This window comes from Streptomyces sp. NPDC089915 (genome assembly GCF_040684675.1).
In the GTDB taxonomy this organism is placed as follows: Bacteria; Actinomycetota; Actinomycetes; order Streptomycetales; family Streptomycetaceae; genus Streptomyces.
Map to the genome: position 1 here is coordinate 1 of NZ_JBFBGN010000160.1, position 14559 is coordinate 14559.

General features: G+C 72.7%; 14 protein-coding genes and 1 pseudogene. 9 read left to right on the forward strand and 6 right to left on the reverse strand.

Translation table 11 applies throughout. From position 1 onward, the window contains the following. Positions 1–250: 250 nt before the first annotated feature. A pseudogene (locus AB0O29_RS30520) lies at positions 251–543 on the reverse strand (hypothetical protein). Further along, entirely contained in the window at positions 533–691 is a 159-nt protein-coding gene (locus AB0O29_RS30525; protein WP_365157965.1) for a hypothetical protein, read from the reverse strand. The pseudogene AB0O29_RS30520 and the gene AB0O29_RS30525 overlap by 11 nt, the downstream one beginning before the upstream one ends. Positions 692–841: 150 nt before the next feature. Between AB0O29_RS30525 and AB0O29_RS30530 the strand changes: the two genes are divergently transcribed. Beyond that, positions 842–2185 (forward strand): hypothetical protein, encoded by a 1344-nt coding sequence (locus AB0O29_RS30530; RefSeq protein WP_365157968.1) that lies wholly within the window; start codon positions 842–844, stop codon positions 2183–2185. Positions 2186–2204: 19 nt separating this feature from the next. Here the strand turns inward: AB0O29_RS30530 and AB0O29_RS30535 are convergent, their stop codons facing one another. Then, positions 2205–2687, reverse strand: coding sequence for an SLATT domain-containing protein (locus tag AB0O29_RS30535; protein WP_365157971.1), 483 nt, complete (start codon positions 2685–2687; stop codon positions 2205–2207). 92 nt (positions 2688–2779) lie between these two features. Then, positions 2780–3316 (reverse strand): DUF6879 family protein, encoded by a 537-nt coding sequence (locus tag AB0O29_RS30540; protein WP_365157973.1) that lies wholly within the window; start codon positions 3314–3316, stop codon positions 2780–2782. A 209-nt stretch (positions 3317–3525) separates the two neighbouring features. Between AB0O29_RS30540 and AB0O29_RS30545 the strand changes: the two genes are divergently transcribed. The 3 genes from AB0O29_RS30545 to ilvD all read left to right on the forward strand — a co-directional run bounded on the left by AB0O29_RS30545 (position 3526) and on the right by ilvD (position 6958). Beyond that, positions 3526–4344, forward strand: a complete 819-nt coding sequence (locus AB0O29_RS30545; RefSeq protein WP_365157976.1) for a sugar phosphate isomerase/epimerase — start codon at positions 3526–3528, stop codon at positions 4342–4344. Beyond that, entirely contained in the window at positions 4341–4955 is a 615-nt protein-coding gene (locus AB0O29_RS30550) for a TetR family transcriptional regulator (protein WP_365157978.1), read from the forward strand. Before AB0O29_RS30545 ends, AB0O29_RS30550 begins: the two co-directional genes overlap by 4 nt. Positions 4956–5107: 152 nt before the next feature. After that, positions 5108–6958: a dihydroxy-acid dehydratase gene (ilvD, locus tag AB0O29_RS30555; protein WP_365157981.1), complete on the forward strand. Its 1851-nt coding sequence runs from the start codon at positions 5108–5110 to the stop codon at positions 6956–6958. A 109-nt stretch (positions 6959–7067) separates the two neighbouring features. Here ilvD and AB0O29_RS30560 read toward each other — a convergent pair whose 3' ends face one another. Beyond that, entirely contained in the window at positions 7068–9194 is a 2127-nt protein-coding gene (locus tag AB0O29_RS30560) for a serine/threonine-protein kinase (RefSeq protein ID WP_365157984.1), read from the reverse strand. A 106-nt stretch (positions 9195–9300) separates the two neighbouring features. Between AB0O29_RS30560 and AB0O29_RS30565 the strand changes: the two genes are divergently transcribed. From AB0O29_RS30565 to proC, 5 genes are all read left to right on the forward strand, one after another. Then, entirely contained in the window at positions 9301–9600 is a 300-nt protein-coding gene (locus AB0O29_RS30565) for a peptidase (RefSeq protein ID WP_365157986.1), read from the forward strand. 79 nt (positions 9601–9679) lie between these two features. Next, complete coding sequence (locus AB0O29_RS30570) at positions 9680–10207, forward strand: hypothetical protein (RefSeq protein ID WP_365157988.1); 528 nt, start codon at positions 9680–9682, stop codon at positions 10205–10207. A gap of 78 nt (positions 10208–10285) precedes the next feature. Beyond that, on the forward strand, positions 10286–11140 hold the full coding sequence (locus tag AB0O29_RS30575) for an ABC transporter ATP-binding protein (protein WP_365157991.1): 855 nt from the start codon (positions 10286–10288) through the stop codon (positions 11138–11140). Further along, on the forward strand, positions 11137–11874 hold the full coding sequence (locus tag AB0O29_RS30580) for an ABC transporter permease (RefSeq protein ID WP_365157993.1): 738 nt from the start codon (positions 11137–11139) through the stop codon (positions 11872–11874). Before AB0O29_RS30575 ends, AB0O29_RS30580 begins: the two co-directional genes overlap by 4 nt. A gap of 96 nt (positions 11875–11970) precedes the next feature. After that, positions 11971–12780, forward strand: a complete 810-nt coding sequence (gene proC / locus AB0O29_RS30585; RefSeq protein ID WP_365157995.1) for a pyrroline-5-carboxylate reductase — start codon at positions 11971–11973, stop codon at positions 12778–12780. A gap of 39 nt (positions 12781–12819) precedes the next feature. Here the strand turns inward: proC and trpS are convergent, their stop codons facing one another. After that, the gene (gene trpS, locus AB0O29_RS30590; protein WP_365157998.1) at positions 12820–13818 is read right to left on the reverse strand and encodes a tryptophan--tRNA ligase; all 999 of its coding nucleotides are present in this window, start codon (positions 13816–13818) and stop codon (positions 12820–12822) included. Positions 13819–14559 lie beyond the last annotated feature (741 nt).

The window sequence follows — 14559 nt, forward strand, 5'->3', positions numbered from 1 at the left end:
TGCCGGGAAACCCCCAAAAGGACGGCACGGTCCAGGGTCGGGGCATCCGGCTCCCTCAGCGAGCAGGCGGGGCGGCCGGGGGCCGGCAGACCGGGTAGCCGGGCCGACGCCAGAGGGCAAGCGGCGCCGACGTCCGCGTCAGATCGCTACGCGCTCCTCTCGGCTCGGCGTCCGCCGCCCGTCTGGGGCTGGTACCCGCACGGAATGCCGACCAGGACCCCCGTTCGGGACCTCCGGGCGCCCGGGATCGCTACGCGCTCCTCTCGGATCGGCGGCCTGCCGCCGTCTGGGGTTGGGATGCCCTGCCGGTCGTCTTCTGGTGCCGTTTCCTCAGGCGGGGAGGACGTTCGCGGCTGCCGTGGTGAACTCGCGGCCGGACGCGTTGCGGATGTAGGCCAGTTCCACCCAGTGCTCGCGGAGCGGCGAGTCCGAGACGTTCTCGTTGATCACCGCCACCAGCTCCCCCTCGACGCCGGAGGCGATGTCGCGCACGCGGCGGCGCAGGAGGCGGTGGGGGACGTACTCGTAGTGTTCAGCGCTCATCGGCCGATGGCCCTTCGCCAAGGGAGGCGATGAAGCGGTCCCAGCCGCGCCGTGCGCGTTCGAGGAGGTCACGGCTGGGTTCGGGGCCGTCCGACGTGTCGATGCCGAGGACGCCACGCGGCGCGCGTTCGGTGGTGCGGGTGGTCATGGGGTGGTCGCTCCCTGCCCTCGTCGGCGGGACGGCCAACTGCCGTCCCGTCACTGCGTGATGTGAAGAGGTAACCGCGCGCACCCCCTCCGCGAGTACCGTTGAGGAGTCGGAGAAGCATGCAAGCCATGCACGTGTGGGGAGTTGCACATGGCTCGACGCTCACGTACGTCCAACACCGGCCTCACCACGCTCCTTGAGCAGGCCGGATGGTCGAGAAGCCAGTTCGCCTCGATCGTCAACCGCGTCGGTGCTGAGGCCGGGCTCGTCCTCACGTACGGGCAGCCCGCGGTGTCCCAGTGGGTGGCCGGCCACCAGCCCCGGCCCCGGGTCAGGGCCCTGATCATCGAGGCGTTCGAGCGGAAGCTGGGACGGCCGGTCACCTACGCCGAGGCCGGTCTCACCGCGCCGGGGGCGGTGGGGGACGAGGACACCGTGCGGGAACTGGTCGAGCTGGGGCGGGCCGACATGGATCCCTCGCGGCGGCGGGTGATCGCGGCGGGGGTCTTCTCCGCGGCCCTGGCCATCCCGCTCTTTCCGACCCTGGCGCGGGCCGACGGCCCCGAGCCGGTGCGGCCCGGCAAGGTGACGACGCGGGTCGGGCAGGCGCAGGTGGACGCCGTGGGGGCGATGACGGAACGGATCGCAGACATCCTCGACGAGCTGGGCGCGGGGCACGCCCGGCCGATGGCGGCGGCCTTCCTGGTGAACACGGTCGGGCCCTGGCTCAAGGCCGAGGCGGCGGCTCCGGTGCGGAAGAGCCTGCTCGCGGCCGCCTCGGACCTGGTGTACCTCACGGGGTGGATGGCGATGTACGAGCGGCGGCACCGGCTCGGGCAGGACTACTACGTGTCCGCGCTCAAGCTCGCCGGGGAGGCGGAGGACCACGTCACGTACTGCCGCACCCTGCGCGGGATGTCCCTCCAGGCGTCCAACCTGGGCTACGGGAGGCGGGCCCTGGAGCTCGCGGACTCGGCGGCGGAGGCCGCTCCGGTCGCCGGGCCGCGTCTGGTCGCGTTCCTGCGCGGGCAGCAGGCGCACGGTGCGGCGATGGTCGGGGACAGGCGGCAGGCCTTCGCCCGGCTCCGGGAGGCCGAGGAGGCGCTGGCCAGGGCGGACGACCGGAGGGAGTCGGTCGGCGGGTACGACCGGACGGCGTACCTCTTCCACGTCGCGCACGTGCTGAACGAGACCAAGGACGTCGCGGGGTCGGTCCGCACGCTGCGGGAGTCGATCCGGTTCCAGCCGGCGCAGGAACGACAGGGGCGTCTGCACGCGTACGGGCTGCTCGCGCAGCGGCAGTTGTCGATCGGGCACGTGGAGGCGGCGTGCGAGTCGTGGGGGAGGTTCCTCGACGAGTACGAGGTGCTCTCGTCGGCGCGCGGGGACGAGCACTTCGAGCTGATGAACCTCCGGCTGGGCCCGTACGGCACGGTGCGGGCGGTCCGCGACCTGAGGGAACGCGCCCGGGAGGTGGGCGCGCTCAAGGGGTGAGGGGCGTGCGCGTACGCGGTCAGGCGGTGCCCCCGCGGGCCGCCTCGCGGCGGTGTTCCAGCCAGGTGCGGCTCAGGTCGTCCCAGACGCCTTGGTAGCGGGTGAAGACCTCGCCGAGCTGGTCGAAGGTGAGCTCGTCGGCGGCGGTTGACGCCACGAGGTATTCGAGGTCGTCGCCGAGCCGCCGGAACCGGTACTGGGCCTCCTCCATCAGTACGGAGCGGGACCGCCAGTTGAAGAACGGCTCGACGGCTCCCAGCAGTGTCACCAGTGCCACGCACGCCAGGGCCAGGCCGGTCCAGGGGTTGAGGTTCTGCAGGCCGAGGACGACGGTGGAGGCGGCGGACAGGACCAGGGCCGCCACCTTGGTGGCGGCGGCACCCCGGCCGAACCGCCTCTTGCGGGTGCGGGCGTAGTCGTCGCCCTGGCGGATCTTGTCCAGCAGGAGGGCTGCCGTCTCGCTCGGGCTGAGGCCGATGGCTGGCCCGTTCTCCGGCTGCACTGATCCCCCAAAGTCCGTTCCTCGTGTTGCGGTTCACCGCCCGATAGCCCTATCACACGAGATGACCGGGAAGGCCGCCGCCCGGTGTCGGCCTACGGGGCGGACGGGGTCGACGCGTTGAATTCGGCCGTCGGGGTCGCGAAGTGCCAGGCCAGGTCTCGGGTCTGGCAGGCGGCGAGGACCGTTTCGGGGGTTTCGATCATCCGGACGCCGAGGGTGTCGCCGTTCGGGCCGAACTCGAACCTCATCACCGTGCGGGAGTCGAAGAGCCAGAAGTCGAAGTCCGGCAGGCCGTGCCGCACGGCGTCGGAGCGGGTGAGGTTGCGGATGTCCTCGCCCGCCTCGACGTTCCCCGCGCCCGTGGCCAGCAGGTAGCGCTGGCCGTCGGTGGCGGGGGTGTCGACGAGCCGGACGCGTTCGAAGCGCTTGCCGGCCTCGGCGGCCTTCCGGACGAGGGCGTGCCAGGGGACGTCGGGTTCGTAGCCGAACGCCGCGCCCGCCCGCCAGCGCTCCCACCGCTCGCCCGCGCGGTCCACGGCGTACGACCGCTGCGTCTCCAGCCGCCAGGCGGTGTGCTCGAACTCCTCGAAGTGGTGGACGACTGCGTCGAAGGGGATCAAGGGGGCCATGCGCTGCTCCGTCCCGGGGCTGGTCAGGGGCTCCAGGATGGCGGGCGGCCGCACGGGGGAGGGGGGAGCGCGGCAAACTGCCCCGATTCCGCCGCGCGTGGCCGGTTCTCGCGGACCGCGGGCCGGGACGCCTCGGCGTTGATGTGAAAAGTATGACGAGAGTGGGTTTATGTGCCGGGGCGACGGCGGGTGGCCCGTAATCTGGCTCCGTGGTCCGTAATCCGAGCAGCAGCGCCCCGAAAGTCGCCCTGTCCACCGCCTCCGTCTACCCGGAGTCCACGGCGACGGCCTTCGAGATCGCCGCCCGCCTCGGCTACGACGGCGTCGAGGTCATGGTCTGGACGGACCCGGTCAGCCAGGACATCGAGGCCCTGCGCCGGCTGTCGGACCACCATCAGGTGCCGATCCTCGCCGTGCACGCGCCCTGCCTGCTGATCACCCAGCGGGTGTGGTCCACCGACCCGTGGACCAAGCTCCAGCGGGCGCAGGCCGCCGCCGAGAAGCTGGGGGCGTCCACCGTCGTCGTGCACCCGCCGTTCCGGTGGCAGCGCCAGTACGCGCGCGACTTCGTCAGCGGGATCTGGCGGATGGCGGACGAGACCGACGTCCGGTTCGCCGTCGAGAACATGTACCCCTGGCGCTACCGCGACCGCGAGATGCTCGCGTACGCGCCCGAGTGGGACGTCACCAAGGACGACTACCGGCACTTCACCGTCGACCTGTCGCACACCGCCACCGCCCGCACCGACGCCTCCGCGATGATCGACCGGATGGGCGACCGCCTCGCCCACATCCACCTCGCCGACGGCAACGGCTCCGCCAAGGACGAGCACCTCGTCCCCGGGCGCGGTACGCAGCCCTGCGCCGAGCTGCTCACCGGCCTGGCCCGAAGCTCCTTCGACGGGCACGTCGTCATCGAGGTCAACACGCGGCGCGCGATGTCCGCCGCCGAGCGTGAGGCCGATCTCGCCGAGGCCCTGGCCTTCACCCGCCGCCACCTCGCCGCCCCGGCCGGGGACCGGCGGTGACCGGGCCCGTCCGGCGGCGCGGCCCCGGGCGGCCCCGCCAGGACGAGGCCGAGGAGGGTCCCGGCACCCAGGAGCGGATCCGCCTCGCCGCCCGCGAGGTGTTCGCGGAGCGCGGGTACGACAAGACCTCCGTGCGCGGCGTCGCGAAGGTGGCCGGGGTGGACCCGGCGCTGGTGCACCACTACTTCGGCAGCAAGGACGACCTGTTCGCCGCCGCCATCGAGGTCACCATGGAACCCGCCCTGGTGGTCCCGGCCGTCGTCGGCGAGGGCCCGGACGGCATCGGCGAGCGCCTGGCCCGCTACTTCCTGGGCGTGTGGGAGAACCCGGCCACGCGCGCGCCCCTGCTCGCCGTGATCCGCTCCGCGCTCACCCACGAGGCGGCCGCGAAGGTGCTGCGCACCCTGATCCTGCGCCGCGTCCTGGAGCGGGTGGCCGCCGACCTCGACGTCCCGGAGCCCACCTTCCGCGCCGAGCTGGCGGCCTCGCACCTGATCGGGATCGCCTTCGTGCGGTACGTCGTCCAGATGGAGCCCCTGGCGTCCGCGGACCCGGAGGAGATCGTGGCGCTGGTGGCCCCGACCCTCCAGCGCTACCTCACCGAGGCGTGAGCGGGCCGGGCGTGACCGAGGAGCGACCCTGCCGTCCCGGCATCCGGACCAGGTGTCCGGATCGCGGGCGTTGGGCGTAGCCTCGTAACCGAGCCATATCCGCAGTCGCGGCTGACCGTACGCGCAGCCGCACTCATGGGGAGTGAAACCGCATGCCCGAGCTGAGGTCCCGCACCGTCACCCACGGCCGCAACATGGCAGGCGCCCGTGCGCTGATGCGCGCGTCGGGCGTAGCGAGCGAGGACATCGGCAAGCCGATCATCGCGGTCGCCAACTCCTTCACCGAGTTCGTCCCCGGCCACACCCACCTGGCCCCGGTCGGCCGCATCGTCTCGGACGCCATCCGCGCCGCCGGCGCCATCCCGCGCGAGTTCAACACGATCGCCGTCGACGACGGCATCGCCATGGGCCACGCGGGCATGCTGTACTCCCTGCCCTCCCGCGACCTGATCGCGGACAGCGTCGAGTACATGGTCGAGGCGCACTGCGCCGACGCGCTGATCTGCATCTCCAACTGCGACAAGATCACCCCGGGCATGCTGATGGCCGCGATGCGCCTCAACATCCCCGTCGTGTTCGTCTCCGGCGGCCCGATGGAGGCCGGCCAGGCCACCCTCGTCGACGGCACCGTCCGCAAGCTCGACCTGATCGACGCCATGGTCGACGCCTCCAACGAGAACATCTCGGACGCGGACATCCTCCGCATCGAGGAGAACGCCTGTCCGACCTGCGGCTCGTGTTCTGGCATGTTCACCGCCAACTCGATGAACTGCCTCGCCGAGGCCATCGGCCTGGCCCTCCCCGGCAACGGCTCGGTCCTCGCCACGCACACCGCCCGCCGCGCCCTGTACGAGGACGCCGGCCGCACGGTCGTGGAGATCACCAAGCGCTACTACGAGGGCGGCGACGAATCCGTCCTGCCGCGCAGCATCGCCTCCCGCGAGGCCTTCGAGAACGCCATGGCCCTGGACATCGCCATGGGCGGCTCGACCAACACGATCCTGCACCTGCTGGCCGCCGCGCAGGAGGCGGGCCTGGACTACGACCTCAAGGACATCGACGCCGTCTCGCGCCGCGTCCCCTGCCTGGCCAAGGTCGCCCCGAACGTCGCCCCCGGCGGCACGTACTACATGGAGGACGTGCACCGCGCCGGCGGCATCCCCGCCATCCTCGGCGAGCTGCACCGCGGCGGCCTCCTCAACAAGGACGTCACCACCGTCCACTCCCAGGGCCTGGACGACTGGCTCGCGAAGTGGGACGCCCGCTCCGGCACGGCCTCCGAGGAGGCCATGGAGCTGTGGCACGCGGCCCCCGGCTGCAAGCGCTCCGCCACCGCCTTCTCCCAGTCCGAGCGCTGGGAGACCCTCGACCTCGACGCCGAGGGCGGCTGCATCCGCTCCGTGGAGCACGCGTACTCCAAGGACGGCGGCCTCGCGGTGCTGCGCGGCAACATCGCGGCCGACGGCTGCGTCGTGAAGACGGCCGGCGTCGACGAGTCGATCTGGACCTTCGAGGGCCCGGCGGTCGTCTGCGAGTCGCAGGACGAGGCCGTGGACAAGATCCTCCGCAAGGAGATCCAGCCCGGTGACGTCGTCGTCATCCGCTACGAGGGCCCGCGCGGCGGCCCCGGCATGCAGGAGATGCTCTACCCGACGTCGTTCCTCAAGGGCCGCGGCCTCGGCAAGGTCTGCGCGCTGGTGACGGACGGCCGCTTCTCCGGCGGCACCTCCGGCCTGTCCATCGGCCACGCCTCCCCGGAGGCGGCCTCGGGCGGCGACATCGCGGTCGTCGAGGACGGCGACCGGATCCGCATCGACATCCCGAACCGCTCGATCGAGCTCCTGGTCGACGAGGCCACGCTGGCCGCCCGCCACGCGGCCCTCGGCGGCGTCTACGCCCCGAAGACCCGCGTCCGCACGGTCTCGGCGGCGCTGCGCGCGTACGCGGCGATGGCCACCAGCGCCGACAAGGGCGCGGTCCGCGACGTCTCGAAGCTGGGCTAGTACCGGAGCCGGGCTGGTCCCGGAGCGACCCCGCCGGGCTGATCACCGCCCGGCGGGGTTCTTCACGCCGCCTTCCGGATGCGCCGGGCCCCGTCCGGCGGCGCCGGCGTCACCACCCGGCGGGGTTCCTCGCGTCCTGGGCGAACACCGTGCCGTCCGGCGCCGACGAGTACACCCGGCCGTCGGCGACGACCGGCGCGGGGAGGGCGGCGGTGACGGTGCCCTGGGTGGCGGGCATCCGCGGCTTGGTCTGGCCGACGAGCCTGCCCGCGCCGGCGTCGACGGCGAGGAGGCGGCCGTCCGAAGCGGACAGGTAGACCCGTCCGTCCGCGAACACCGGCCGGGAGGCGTACGCCGCGCCCGTCTCCAGCCGCCACAGCTCCTTCTCCTCGCCGATCGCCACGAGGCCGCCCCGCGTGCCGAAGGCGTACACCGTCCCGTCGGGGCCCACCGTCGCGTCCACCTCGTACAGCGGGGCCGACAGCTGTACCCGGCGTATGGCGTGGGTGACCAGGTCCACCCGTACGATCCCGACCGCTCTGACGCCGGCGGAGGCGTTGTCGAGCAGGTACAGCGCGCCGCGGGCCACTCCGATCGGCCGCAGCTCTCCGGAGGTCCGGGTCTGCCGGCGCACGGCACCGGTGGCCGGATCGATCTCGCTGAGCTGCGTCGCGGCGCCGTCGGCGTCGGCCGTCACGGTGTAGAGCAACGGCGCGCCCGCCGCTCCGGCCCCGCCCCACCACACCGACCCGGCGCCGGCGATGTGGCGGCTCCACCTCTGGGCCCCGCCGGCTCCGTCGAGGGCGGTGACCGTGCCGTCCGCCGCCACCGTGACCACGTACGGGCCCGCGGTCACCACGCGCGTGCCGCCGGCCAGCTTCCGCTGCCAGCGCTCGGCGCCCGTGCCCGGCTCCAGCGCCTGGAGCAGCTGGCTGCCGGGTGCCAGCACCACGACCGATCCGGCCGAGTACGACGGTGCGGTGCTGCTGGACACGCCGAAGGGGGGCACGTTCGCGCGTACCGTCCAGGCCGTCGAACCGTCGGCCGGGCCGAGCCGGGCGCCCGCCAGCCCCGGCCCCGAGCAGAACAGGCCGCCGGCCGCCGCCGAGCAGGACACCGGGGGCGCGCCCGGTGAGGCCGACCACGGGGTGAACGCCGTGTCCGGCCGCGCCGACGCGTGGGCGCCGGGCCGGCCCGGCGCGTCGGTGCCGGCGGCCGACCACAGGTACCCGCCGACCGCCCCCGCCGTGAGCAGGACCCCCAGCCCGGCCGCCAGCAGCGCCGGCCGGATCCGGCGCCGGCGCGCGGCGGGCGGCGGCTCCGGCGGGATCAGCTGCCGCCGGTGGGTCGGCTCCTCCGGCTCCTCGACCGCCGCCGGCCGCCGTGGCTGCGGTATGAACGCCTGCGTGTCCTCGCCCGTCGGGTACGCCACGGCGCGCATCTCCGCGATCAGCGCCTCGGCGGTCGGCCGCTCGCCCGGGTCCTTCGCCAGGCACCGCGCCACGATCGGCACCAGCCGGGCCGGCAGCCCCGTCAGATCAGGCTCGCTGTGCACGACCTGGTACGCCACGAGGTAGTGGCTGTCGGAGTCGAAGGGCCCGCGCCCGGTCGCCGCGTGCACCAGCACCGCGCCCAGCGCGAACACGTCCGCCGCCGTCCCCACCTCGCGCGGCCGCTGGAACTGCTCCGGCGCCATGAACGGCGGGGTCCCGATCAGCTTGCCGGTCTCGGTCCGCAGGTCGCTGTCGGCCGGGCGCGAGATGCCGAAGTCGATGACCCGCACCCCGTCCGGCGCCATCAGCACGTTGCTCGGCTTGAGGTCCCGGTGCACCACCCCGGCCCGGTGGATGTCCCGCAGCGCCTCCGCCAGACCGGCCGCGAGCCGGGTCAGCTCGACGGCGTCGAGCACCCGCTCCCGCACCCGCTCGGAGAGGGTCGGCGCGTCGATGAACAGGGTGGCCATCCACGGCCGCTCGGCATCCGGATCGGCGTCGACGACGGGCGCGGTGAAGGCCCCGCTCACCCGCCGGGCGGCCGCGACCTCCTGGCGGAAGCGCGCACGGAACTCCGGGTCCACGGCGTGCTGCGCGTGCACGACCTTGACGGCGAGTTTCAGCCCCGAGCTGGAGGCGGCCAGATGGACGACGCCCATGCCGCCGGAGCCGAGCACGGATTCGAGCCGGTACTGCCCGGCGTACTCCGGAAACCCGGCGTAGTCCGCGCGCCGCGACTGCACCGCTCACCACCCCCGACGGAGCCTAGCCGATGGCCCATGGCAACATCCAAGGGCTTGCTACCCTGCGCGCGTTGCGCGGTGCAACACCCATGGGGGGAGACAAAACATGTCCGTAGAGAACGAATCAAGCCAAGTCCAGAGCCTCTCCGGCGACGCCGGACCGACCTTCCCGACCGCACCCGGCTACCGGGTCAACGTCCGCAGCGGACCGGGCACCAACTACGCGATCATCGACTCCATCCCGGTCGGCGGTTACGTCACCATCCGCTGCCAGTGCCCCGGCACGACCGTCTCGGGCCCGTACGGGACGACGGACCTCTGGGACTGCGTCGGCAACGGCCGCTTCGTCTCCGACGCCTACGTCCACACCGGCTCCGACGGCTACGTCGCCGGCCGCTGCGGCTGACGCCGTAGCCGGACGGTCACCCGTTCTGCCAGGTGAGACACCCCCGGCGGGCCGCCCCGCCGGGGGGATAATCGCGGATGTGAGCGAAGAGCAGCGAGACCAGAGCACCCCCGCCGGCCCGGCCGAGCCGCCCGCCGGGCCGCAGCCCGAGCCGATCCGGTTCTTCGGCACGAGCTGGGTGGACCACGACAACGGCTACGCCCTGCGCCGCGCCGGCCTGGCCGCCGGCTCGCTCCTCGCCGCCGCGGTCGGCGCCTACCTGCTGCGCCTCGCCTACGAGGGCCTGGAGATCGGCAACGTCGGCCCGTTCCTCAGCATCTCCGTGATCGTGCTGTTCGCGATCGCCACGGCCATCGCCTTCGCCAAGACCTGGGAGTCCTTCGGCCGCCGCCCCGCCCCGTCCTCCGACGAGGCCGCCCTCAAGGGCCTGAAGGCGATCGGCTTCATCGGCTCCCTCCTGGCGTACTTCCTGCGCAGCCTCACCGAGGCCCCCGGCGAGAGGCTCCACCGCGCCGAGTACGAGCGCGCCGCCGCCGAGTACGACCGCCGCCGCAGCTCCCGTACGGGCAACCCGGCCGCCCGCCGCCGCCCCAAGCGCAAGAAGTAGCCCCGGCCCCGCGACACCTGTAACGACCGGCTCCGGGCCGATTGACGCCCCGGCACCGCCAGGAGCATTATTCATCACATGGTGAATAACTCGCCGGAGGAGCCCCCTCCCGCCGTCCACGCCCACGACCTCACCGTCCGCCGCGGCACCGGCCGCACCCCCCGCACCGTCCTCGACCGCATCGCCTTCGACGTCCCCCGCGGCCGCATCACCGGCCTCCTCGGCCCCTCCGGCTGCGGCAAATCCACCCTCATGCGCACCGTCGTCGGCACCCAGGCCCACGTCACCGGCACCCTCGACGTCCTCGGCCGCCCCGCCGGCCACCCCGAACTCCGCGCCCGGCTCGGCTACGTCACCCAGGCCCCCTCCGTCTACGACGACCTCACCGTCCGGCAGAACCTCGACTACTTCGCCGCCGTCCTCGACCCCGGCCGCGCAGCCGCCGACCGCCGCCGCGCCGCCGTCGAACGCGCCATCGCCGACGTCGACCTCACCAGCCGCACCACCGCCCTCGCCGGAAACCTCTCCGGCGGCCAGCGCAGCCGCGTCTCCCTCGCCGTCGCCCTCCTCGGCACCCCCGAACTGCTCGTCCTCGACGAACCCACCGTCGGCCTCGACCCCGTCCTGCGCCGCGACCTCTGGAACCTCTTCCACGAGATCACCGCCGCCCGGGGCGTCACGATCCTCGTCTCCTCCCACGTCATGGACGAGGCCGAGCGCTGCCACGACCTGCTCCTCATGCGCGAAGGCCGGATCCTCGCCCAGGACACCCCCGAAGCCCTCCGCACCCGCACCGGCGCCGCCACCGTCGAGGAGGCCTTCCTCCGCCTCGTCGACGAGGCCAACGCCAACGCCGACGCCGACGCCAACGCCAAGGCCAACGCCCGCACCCACGCCCGCACCGAAGACCTCACCCGGGAGACCCAGCGATGAACGGCGCCCGCACCCTCGCCACCGCCGCCCGCGTCCTGCGCCAGCTGCGCCACGACCCGCGCTCCATCGCCCTGATGCTGCTGGTCCCCGTCCTGATGCTGACCCTGCTCCGCTACGTCTTCGACGGCAGCCCGCGCACCTTCGACAGCATCGGCGCGTCCCTCCTCGGGATCTTCCCCCTCATCACGATGTTCCTCGTGACCTCCATCGCCACCCTCCGCGAACGCACCTCCGGCACCCTCGAACGCCTCCTCGCCATGCCGCTGGGCAAGGGAGACCTCATCGCCGGCTACGCCCTCGCCTTCGGCGCCGTCGCCGTCGTCCAGTCCCTCCTCGCCACCGGCCTCGCCCTGTGGGTCCTCGGCCTCGACATCACCGGCTCCGCCTGGCTGCTGCTCCTCGTCGCCCTGCTCGACGCCCTCCTCGGCACCGCCCTCGGCCTGTTCGTCTCCGCCTTCGCCGCGTCCGAGTTCCAGGCCGTCCAGTTCATGCCGGCCGTGATCTTCCCGCAGCTGCTCCTGTGCGGACTCTTCGCCCCGCGCGGCACCATGCAGCCCGTCCTCGACGGCATCTCCGACGTCCTGCCCATGTCCTACGCCGTCGACGGCATGACCCAGGTCCTCACCCACACCGACATGACCGCCGACTTCGTCCGCGACACCGTCATCGTCGCCGCCTGCGCCCTGCTCGTCCTCGCCCTCGGCGCCGCCACCCTCCGCCGCCGCACGCCCTGACCACGGAGCGGACACCCCGCTCCCCCGCACGCGGACGGGTGCAAGGATGAGGGCGTGAGTCCTGAAGGTTCGTTCGTTCGGCGAGGTGAATAGGGCATGACCCAGACAGTCGCGGTCCTCGGTACCGGCAAGATCGGCGAGGCCCTGCTCAGCGGGATGATCCGCGGCGGGTGGCCGGCCGGCAAGCTGCTCGTCACCGCCCGCCGCCCCGAACGCGCCGCCGAGCTCCACAGCCGCTACGGCGTCGAGGCCGTCAGCAACGCCGAAGCGGCCAAGCGCGCCGACACCCTCATCCTCACCGTCAAGCCGCAGGACATGGGCAAGCTCCTCGAAGAGCTCGCCCCCCACGTCCCCGCCGACCGCCTGGTCATCAGCGGCGCCGCCGGCATCCCCACCGCCTTCTTCGAGGAGCGGCTCGCCCCCGGCACCCCCGTCGTCCGCGTCATGACGAACACCCCCGCCCTCGTCGACGAGGCCATGTCCGTCATCTCGGCCGGCAGCCACGCCACCGCCGCGCACCTCGCCCACGCCGAGGAGATCTTCGGCGGCGTCGGCAAGACCCTGCGCGTCCCCGAGTCCCAGCAGGACGCGGCCACCGCCCTCTCCGGCTCCGGCCCCGCCTACTTCTACTTCCTCGTCGAGGCCATGACCGACGCGGGCATCCTCCTCGGACTGCCCCGCGCCCAGGCCCACGACCTCATCGTCCAGGCCGCCATCGGCGCCGCCGTGATGCTCCGCGACAGCGGCGAGCACCCGGTCAAGCTCCGCGAGGCCGTCACCTCCCCGGCCGGTACGACGATCAACGCCATCGTCGAACTGGAGAAGCACGGCGTGCGCGCGGCCCTCATCGCCGCCCTCGAAGCGGCCCGCGACCGCAGCCGCGAACTCGCCACCGGCAACAGCTGAGACGGGGGAGGGGCCCCGGCCGGGCCCCTCCGCCCTCCCTCACGCGGGCAGCAGCCCGATGGCCTCGTACGCCCGGTCCACCACCGGCCGCGCGAGACCCCGCGCCCGCTCGGCCCCCTCCCGCAGCACCCGCTCCACCTCGCCCGGGTCGGACGCCAGCTCGGCGTGCCGCTCCTGCAGCGGCCGCAGCAGCTCCACCACCGCCTCGGCCACGTCCCGCTTCAGCGGCCCGTACTGCGCGTACTCCCCGGCGAGCTTCTCCGGGTCGCCGCCCGTACAGGCGGCCAGCACGTCCAGCAGGTTCGCCACCCCGGGCCGCGCGGCCCGGTCGTAGACGACCCCGCCCTCGCCGCTGTCCGTCACGGCCCGCATCACCTTCTTGGTGATCACGGCCGGCTCGTCGAGGAGGTAGACGACGCCGGCGGTGTTCTCACTGGACTTCCCCATCTTCGACGTCGGGTCCTGGAGGTCCATGACCCGCGCGCCGACGGCGGGCAGCGTCGCCCTGGGCACGGTGAAGGTGTGCCCGTACCGCTGGTTGAACCGCACGGCCAGGTCCCGGGTCAGCTCCACGTGCTGGCGCTGGTCCTCGCCCACCGGCACCTCGTCCGCCGCGTAGGCCAGGATGTCGGCGGCCATCAGCACGGGATACGTCAGCAGCGACAGCCGTACGCCCTGACCGGCGGCCTCCGCCTTCGCCGCCTTCTCCCGGTACTGGATCATCCGCCGGAGCTCCCCGTCGGTGGCGGTGCACTCCAGCAGGTAGGACAGCCGGGTGTGCTCGGCGACGTGGCTCTGGACGAAGAGGGTGCACCTGCGTGGATCCAGCCCGGCGGCGAGGAAGAGCGTGGCGTTCTGCCGGGTGAGCCGCCGCAGCCGCGCCGGATCGTGCTCCACGGTCAGGGCGTGCAGGTCGACGACGCAGAACAGCGCGTCCGTGGGCGTGTGCTCGGCCTGGACCCACTGCCGCAGGGCCCCCAGGTAGTTGCCCAGCGTCAGGTGCCCGGACGGGGTGATCCCGCTGAAGATCCTCGTCATGTCCTGTCTCTCCCTCATGTCCTGCGGTGTGGTGTGAGTCGCCGGTCCGCCGCGTCGGGCGGCCGGGTCACTCCCAGGAGGGGGAGGAAAACGAAACGGCCGCCGGGTGGCGGCGGCCGTGAGCGCATGCGTGCTCGTGTCGGAGGTCGGCCGCCGTCAGGCGGGCCACCAACGAAGAGTGAGCTCGGGTGCATGCGTGGTCATGGGAAGCAGCGTAGCCCTCGGGAGGTGTGGACGGCGTGAGATTCGGAGGACTGACGGGGTGGGCCGGGTGGGGTTGACACGCCCGTTCCAGATCCGTAAGGTTCTTCGAGTTGTCCGAAGTGAGCGCCGACTCCGGTCGGTCCCCGGGCAGCCATCCCGCACTACACATTCGAACGTACGACGTACTCCGTCGTCTCGTTTTCATGCGTATTTGCGAATGAGGAATCCGCGTTCCAGGACGCAGCCGCCGATTGGCTTCGGGGGCAAGGAATCCGCTACTGTCTCACTCGCCGGAAGGGCCCAACAGCCCCAAAGGCAAATCCCGCTGACTGGGAGTCAGGCCCGAAAGGATCTGATAGAGTCGGAACCGCCGGAAAGGAAAAGCGCGAAAGCGAAGGACCTGGAAAGCAAGCGAGAAAGACTCTGATAGAGTCTGAATCGCAAGAACGAAAGCCCGGAGGAAAGCCCGAGAGGGTGAGTACAAAGGAAGCGTCCGTTCCTTGAGAACTCAACAGCGTGCCAAAAATCAACGCCAGA